The organism is Nostoc sp. JL31 (genome assembly GCF_017114965.1).
Taxonomy (GTDB): Bacteria; Cyanobacteriota; Cyanobacteriia; order Cyanobacteriales; family Nostocaceae; genus Nostoc; species Nostoc punctiforme_A.
This window is the reverse complement of the sequence record NZ_JABXKO010000073.1, coordinates 45,713-52,108: the sequence shown is the minus strand read 5'-3', so window position 1 is coordinate 52,108 and position 6,396 is coordinate 45,713. Positions and strand designations below refer to the sequence as shown.

Here is a 6,396-nt window from a genome sequence, read left to right as displayed (position 1 = left end):
CCCAGCCATACACAGATACACCCCTCTCATACGAGAAGTAGATTACCATATTTCGGTATTAGTGGGATAGGTTCATCCAATAACGCCATAAACAACTGGAAGTCTTCCTCTTTGCCGTTATGTGGTGTCGCTGACATTAATAAAAAATGCCTAGTTAAAGTTGAGAGTAACTTACCAAGTTTGTAGCGTTTCGTCTCTTTAATTTCACCACCAAAAAATGAAGCTGACATTTTATGAGCTTCATCACAAACAACCAAATCCCAGTCTGTCTGCGCTAGCTTTGCTTGTAAATCTTGATTACGGCTGAGTTTGTCCAGTCGCACAATCACCAACGGCATTTCAGCAAAAGCATTTCCAGTTACTGCTGATTCAATGCGATCGTTGGTGAGAATTTCAAAGCGTAAATGAAACTTTTGCGACAATTCATCTTGCCATTGTGGGGCTAAACTGCCGGGACAAATCACAAGGCAACGATGCAAATCACCTCGGATGAGCAATTCCCGCATCAGCAACCCCGCCATAATAGTTTTACCTGCACCTGGGTCATCTGCTAAGAGAAAACGCAGAGGTTGACGAGTTAACATTTCTCCGTAAACGGCAGTTATTTGGTGTGGTAAAGGTTCGACTAGAGAGGTGTGAACAGCTAGCAAGGGGTCGAAGAGATAAGCTAGACGGATGCGGTGCGCTTCTGATGCCAGACGAAAATTAGCCCCATCAGCAGTAAAACTCCAAGCACCACCAGAGGTGATTATTTCTAGGGTAGGTTCTCTGTCTCGAAAGACTAACTCATTCCCTAACGTGCCGCTAGCATCTTTGTATGTCAATTCCACAACATCAGAACCATGCCACTGAGCATCGACGATGGTGACAATACTGTTCGGCAGAATACCTTGTACTTGCGTGCCTTTTGTCAGATCCTCAAGTCTAACCATGTGCGGTGTCTTCCCTTTTTGCGGATGTCAGTGGCAATGTAGACACTAATGTTTTGTAATGGAACATTGCTCCTTATGACCATAAGAGACACTAAGCTGGTTGGCAGCTAGTATATTTACTGTTTTTGGCTGTGGTAGCTTGATGTTGCTTAGAAAATGGCGTTGCTTAGTTGAGAGCTGATTTAAGCGATCGCTCCATGCTAGCGGCTATAGGTAAAGTGAAATAAAGTGCGATCGCATCCCTCGAAACTCAAGCTGTTGATTTAGCTTTGTACTTGGAATGCGATCGCCACTAAATCTTGGAGCAAATATTCCCAAATCCTTACAGGGAAATTGTTTGCAAAATTGTACAACTTTTTTATTTGTTTTTGGATGGTAGCATGATGAAATTGTAGAACTTTATTTTTCAAAACTTCTCAGTAGCTAACGATATAATAGTGCTTGTAGTCGCGCAAATTGTACAACTTTTTTAGTTGTTTACATTAAGTTGTACAATAATAAAAAGTCGTATAACAAATAAAAAAGTTATACAGTTTATCCTGTGGGTGTATATGTAAGCATCTACAGGAATTTTTATGGCTTGAAGCAAACAAGGTTGGACGCAAGCAAATTTTGAGCGTTACTCATTCTCAATCAATCTTAGCGATGCCTGCGGCGGGCGTAGCCATCGCACGCAACACCTGCCCAACTTCTTATGTTTCATATCTAGCAAGCTTTTTGCCGTTTTCTAACCGTCGAACTCAGTTCTCTATGCCTTTGTGGTTCCCTAAGTCACTTTTAAATAGTGATTGACGAATTACACAAAATATGGTATTCTTCATTTCTATCAATAACATATATAAACGTGAATATCTCTCCATCTCTCAAAAAACCGCGTGTCTCATGGCAGGCGGTTTTCTCACTGTTGATATTTGTATTCATGTACCTGCCCATAATGGTACTTGGCTTTTATAGCTTCAATCAGTCCCCCTACAGTGCAACTTGGCAAGGATTTACTCTCGATTGGTATAGCAAGTTATTCAGTGATGATCGCATCTTATCAGCTTTGCAAAACAGTATGATAGTTGCAGGTTGTGCTGTGGCAATTTCCGCAGTGCTGGGAACCTTGATGGCGGTTGGGTTGGCGCGTTATGAATTTCCTGGTAAGAAATTGTATCGTGGTATTGCTTACCTACCATTGATTATTCCCGATATTGCGATCGCAGTGGCTACCCTAGTATGTCTAGCAGCCTTTGCGATACCTTTGAGTTTGTGGACGATAGTTGCAGCCCATGTAGTGTTTTGTCTGGCTTATGTTGGACTTGTGGTTGCTTCCCGACTGAGTAATTTAGATCCACACTTAGAAGAAGCAGCGCTAGATTTAGGCGCGACACCAACCCAAGCTTTCATCAAAGTATTGTTACCTCAATTAATGCCTGGGATTGTCGCAGGTTGTCTCTTGGCTTTTGTCCTCAGCTTAGATGACTTTCTTATTGCCAGTTTTACTGCTGGTAGCGGTTCTAACACCCTACCAATGGAAATTTTTAGCCGCATTAGAACCGGAGTTAAACCTGATATTAATGCTCTGAGTGTAATGTTAATTTCAGTATCTGCGATCGTTGCCCTTGTAGCGGAATTAATTCGCGCTTCTGGAGAGAATAAAAATTTTAAATAAGAGTTGCAATTGGCAATAAAAGTTATAAGTAGATGATTTCGTTCTTCGTGAACTTTTTTAGATATTGAACAACAGCTATATTAAAATTTAGGGTGCATTCCGACAAGCTTAACGCCCGAATATTATGGCAATGTGCCGTATTTTATGCTAACATAACGTCATAGTATAGATAAGTCAATAAATATAATTTATTCATCCTTATGCCCTCGTGTGAAAGATAGTTTTAAGCACATGAATAAACTTCCGTGTTCGCTTCTCTACATAACTGTTTTCAATTAGATAATATTGGGGCTAACTTTGGAGAAGATGCTATTTCCTCCTCATTATGCAAATCTGCCAAAATCCCAATTGCTCAAATCCATTCAACTCTGATAGCAATAGATTTTGCGTGAGTTGCGGACAAAGCAACTTTGGCAAACTTCTCAGAAACCGTTACCGTGTATTAAGACTCTTAGGCGAAGGTGGATTTAGTAGAACCTATGCTACAGAAGATGTAGACAGACTAAACGCACCTTGCGTCATCAAGCAATTTTTCCCACAGTTTCAGGGAACAGGACAACGCACTAAAGCCGCAGAATTTTTCAAAGAAGAGGCTTTTCGATTGTATGAACTGGGAGAAAATCATACCCAAATTCCCAGATTACTAGCTTATTTTGAACAAGGTACTAGTTTGTATCTTGTACAAGAATTTATTCAAGGCAAAACTCTCTTACAAGAAGTTCAGCAACAAATTTATGGCGAACAACAAATTTGGGAACTTTTAGCTGATTTATTGCCAGTTCTGGAATTTATTCATGCCCATAACGTCATTCATCGAGATATCAAACCAGAAAATATTATCCGCCGTGCAAGTGATGAAAAACCCGTATTAATTGACTTTGGCGGTGCGAAACAGGTAACACAAACCAGTATCGGAAGACAAGCTACGGTAATTTATACCCTTGGTTATGCCCCAACAGAACAAATGGCTGGATTTGCTTGTCACGGCAGTGATTTGTATGCTTTGGGCGTAACTTGTGTGCGTCTTTTAACTCAATGTTTGCCTTTGCAGGATGCTTCCGGACAGATTAATGACCCTATTTATGATGCCATGAGCGCTAAATGGTTGTGGCGCGAACGTTTACAAAAAAAAGGTATTACTATCAGCGACGAATTAGGAAAAATTTTAGATAAATTACTCAAACATCTACCGAGTGAAAGGTATCAAACAGCAGTAGAAGTGATCAATGATGTAAAGTTTGCCACATTAAACATTGAACCTGTTGCCTTAAAAATTGTTTCGATGCCTCAACCTATATTACCGCCGCTACCACAAAAAGTAATCGTCCCATTACCCCCATTAGAAACCTTTGAATTTGACGTAGTGACAGTAGACACAGGTGGTAGAGAAGTAAACCGCATGACTGGTAATGCAAACTTCTTTGCTGAAGAATTAGGTAAGTCTGTCACATTAGAAATGGTATCGATTCCTGGTGGTACTTACATGATGGGTTCACCCGAATTTGAAGGCGATGCTGACGAACGCCCACGACATCAAGTTACCGTTGAACCATTTTTTATGGGTAAATTTCCCGTAACTCAAGCACAGTGGAGAGTAGTAGCAGCTTTACCCAAAGTTAAACAAGCTTTAAATCCCCATCCATCGAAATTCAAAGGTCTAGATAGACCAGTAGAAAATGTATCTTGGTATGAGGCTGTAGAATTCTGTCTCAGGCTATCAGAAAAAACTGGACGCGACTATCGTTTACCAAGTGAAGCGGAATGGGAATATGCTTGTCGGGCTGGAACTACAACCTCATTCCACTTTGGCGAAACGATTACCTCTGAGTTAGTCAGCTGCACTATGGAACCAAAAAGCAAATTCCGTAAAGAAACAACAAACGTCGGTAGTTTTGAAGTCGCCAACGCCTTTGGATTGTACGATATGCACGGGCTAGTTTGGGAATGGTGCGCTGATTCGTGGCATAACAATTACAACGACGCACCCGTAGATGGAACAGCTTGGGAAGTTGGCGGTGATATAAATCGCCGGGTGCTACGCGGTGGTTCTTGGAGTTTTAGTGCAGAACTGTGTCGTAGCGCTAGCCGTAGCTGGAATGAGTCAGACGGTGGATTGAGGGTTTGTGGCTTTAGAGTAGTATTTTCTGTAGAGGAGATTATTTAGTAATTTAATACCAGGCTATATAAATTATGAACAACAGAATTGAGAAAGGTGACATAGTAGTTATAAATAAAAATGGAAAATATCATCAGCAAGTGGGTGAAGTTAGTCAGGTAGATTACAATATTTTCTTTGTCAAAATAGTATTAGTAAAGTTAGGTAATCAAGAAGAAGCCTTTGAAGAAAAAGATTTACAATTACAAACTAAAAAGCCGAGTCTGCAAGAAGTTATTACATCAATAGATAAAATTTTAGAACAGGTCGATCGGATTCAGCACTTACCGACACAAGAGAAAATAGAGTTACCCAACCGTTTAAAATATCTGAAATTAGATATTCCTAAACTAGATAAGCAATTGATTCAAAAAAACTTCGACAATATAGATAAAATACTTGCAGTAACAAGAGAAGTAGAATCTTCAGCCAGCTTTTGGCAGGAAATAGATCCTAATTTGGAGAAAATAAGCTGGTGGATTAGAACAAGTCTGTAAACTAAGAAGTAAATCGGCGAAAATAAATCAGCTTTCTCTAGTTCTCAGCTAGAATCTGCGAATACCTAATTAGACTTATTGCATGAATCAATGAGCTTTCAGCCTAAATCCCTATCCCAAGCTTGGGATAGGGATTTTGAAATTGGCTCCTAAATAATTGGCATTGGACATAATTAAAGGTAACTATATTTTTTTCATTTTCTATCCTTAATGCTTTATACCTTATACTTTACGCCTCATTATGAATAGTGATTTTTATTTGTACCTGTTTCCTTAACATTGTATTTGTAACTAGATGGCTTAAATTTTGTTATTAACTGTACGTTTACATAAACTTAACTTTTTTGAATATTTTTTTAGAGTAAACTTTGACTTTATAGATTAATAAAAGAGGTTTTATTATTTAAAATAAAATTACGAAGATCATCAGAAATATATATGCATTTTTTTCAGTTTGCAGGGATTCTTAGTTGTACTACAGCAGCTTTCATCTCAATTGCACCCATACAGGTAGAAGCTGCAACTTTTAAAGTGATATCTGGAGTCACCAGCATCGATCGCGATCACGAAGAGATTCTTAGTAATATTGGGCTAACCTTGACAGGCACTAATCAGACAGTTGCACCAATTCCTAGCAATTATTTAGTTGGCTTCAACATCGACTCGCTTACTAACTTCACGTTCAGTGATGAGGGTGGTTTTACTCCGCTCTCAGGTACAATCGAGCATACTGGTACTGTTACATTCAACAATCAAATTACTGTTGGTGACTTTTCAATCGGTTTTGCTCCAGGACGTACTGTTACAGGTGCCAGCGGACTTGTTTTAAGAGATACATTTTCTTTAAATACAATTTTGTTTGATTTGAGCGCTCCGGGACTTGTGGCATTTGATGGCCAAAATTTAACCATACCTGATGTGAAATTGTTGATTTCTCCAGAGTTTGCTGATATATTGGGCGACTCTAAATTGACCGGTTTGTTTGCTGGAACTGCACGAATTGATGCTCAAGTTGCTGCCGTACCTGAACCTGATAGTGTACTAGCAACTTTAGTAGCAGGTGCGGCTCTTTTAGCAGCTAGGTTTTATACTCAAAAAATTAAATGCACCTGATATTTTGAAGCATAGCCAACCAAAAGTTCGCTCTACAACCAACGC

5 protein-coding genes are annotated in these 6,396 nt (G+C 39.4%); 4 read left to right on the top strand and 1 reads right to left on the bottom strand.

Annotation, left to right across the window (positions count from 1 at the left end):
- Nucleotides 1-26: 26 nt before the first annotated feature.
- Nucleotides 27-932, bottom strand: a complete 906-nt coding sequence (locus HWQ43_RS17465; RefSeq protein ID WP_292736313.1) for a DEAD/DEAH box helicase — start codon at nt 930-932, stop codon at nt 27-29.
- 844 nt (nt 933-1,776) lie between these two features.
- On the opposite strand from HWQ43_RS17465, the gene HWQ43_RS17460 reads away from it, so the two are divergent.
- From HWQ43_RS17460 to HWQ43_RS17445, 4 genes are all read left to right on the top strand, one after another.
- Nucleotides 1,777-2,586: an ABC transporter permease gene (locus HWQ43_RS17460; RefSeq protein WP_292736311.1), complete on the top strand. Its 810-nt coding sequence runs from the start codon at nt 1,777-1,779 to the stop codon at nt 2,584-2,586.
- A 325-nt stretch (nt 2,587-2,911) separates the two neighbouring features.
- Nucleotides 2,912-4,750, top strand: a complete 1,839-nt coding sequence (locus HWQ43_RS17455) for a bifunctional serine/threonine-protein kinase/formylglycine-generating enzyme family protein (RefSeq protein ID WP_292736309.1) — start codon at nt 2,912-2,914, stop codon at nt 4,748-4,750.
- A gap of 26 nt (nt 4,751-4,776) precedes the next feature.
- Nucleotides 4,777-5,238, top strand: a complete 462-nt coding sequence (locus HWQ43_RS17450) for a hypothetical protein (protein ID WP_292736307.1) — start codon at nt 4,777-4,779, stop codon at nt 5,236-5,238.
- Between the two features lie 438 nt (nt 5,239-5,676).
- Nucleotides 5,677-6,351, top strand: coding sequence for a hypothetical protein (locus HWQ43_RS17445; protein ID WP_292736305.1), 675 nt, complete (start codon nt 5,677-5,679; stop codon nt 6,349-6,351).
- Nucleotides 6,352-6,396 lie beyond the last annotated feature (45 nt).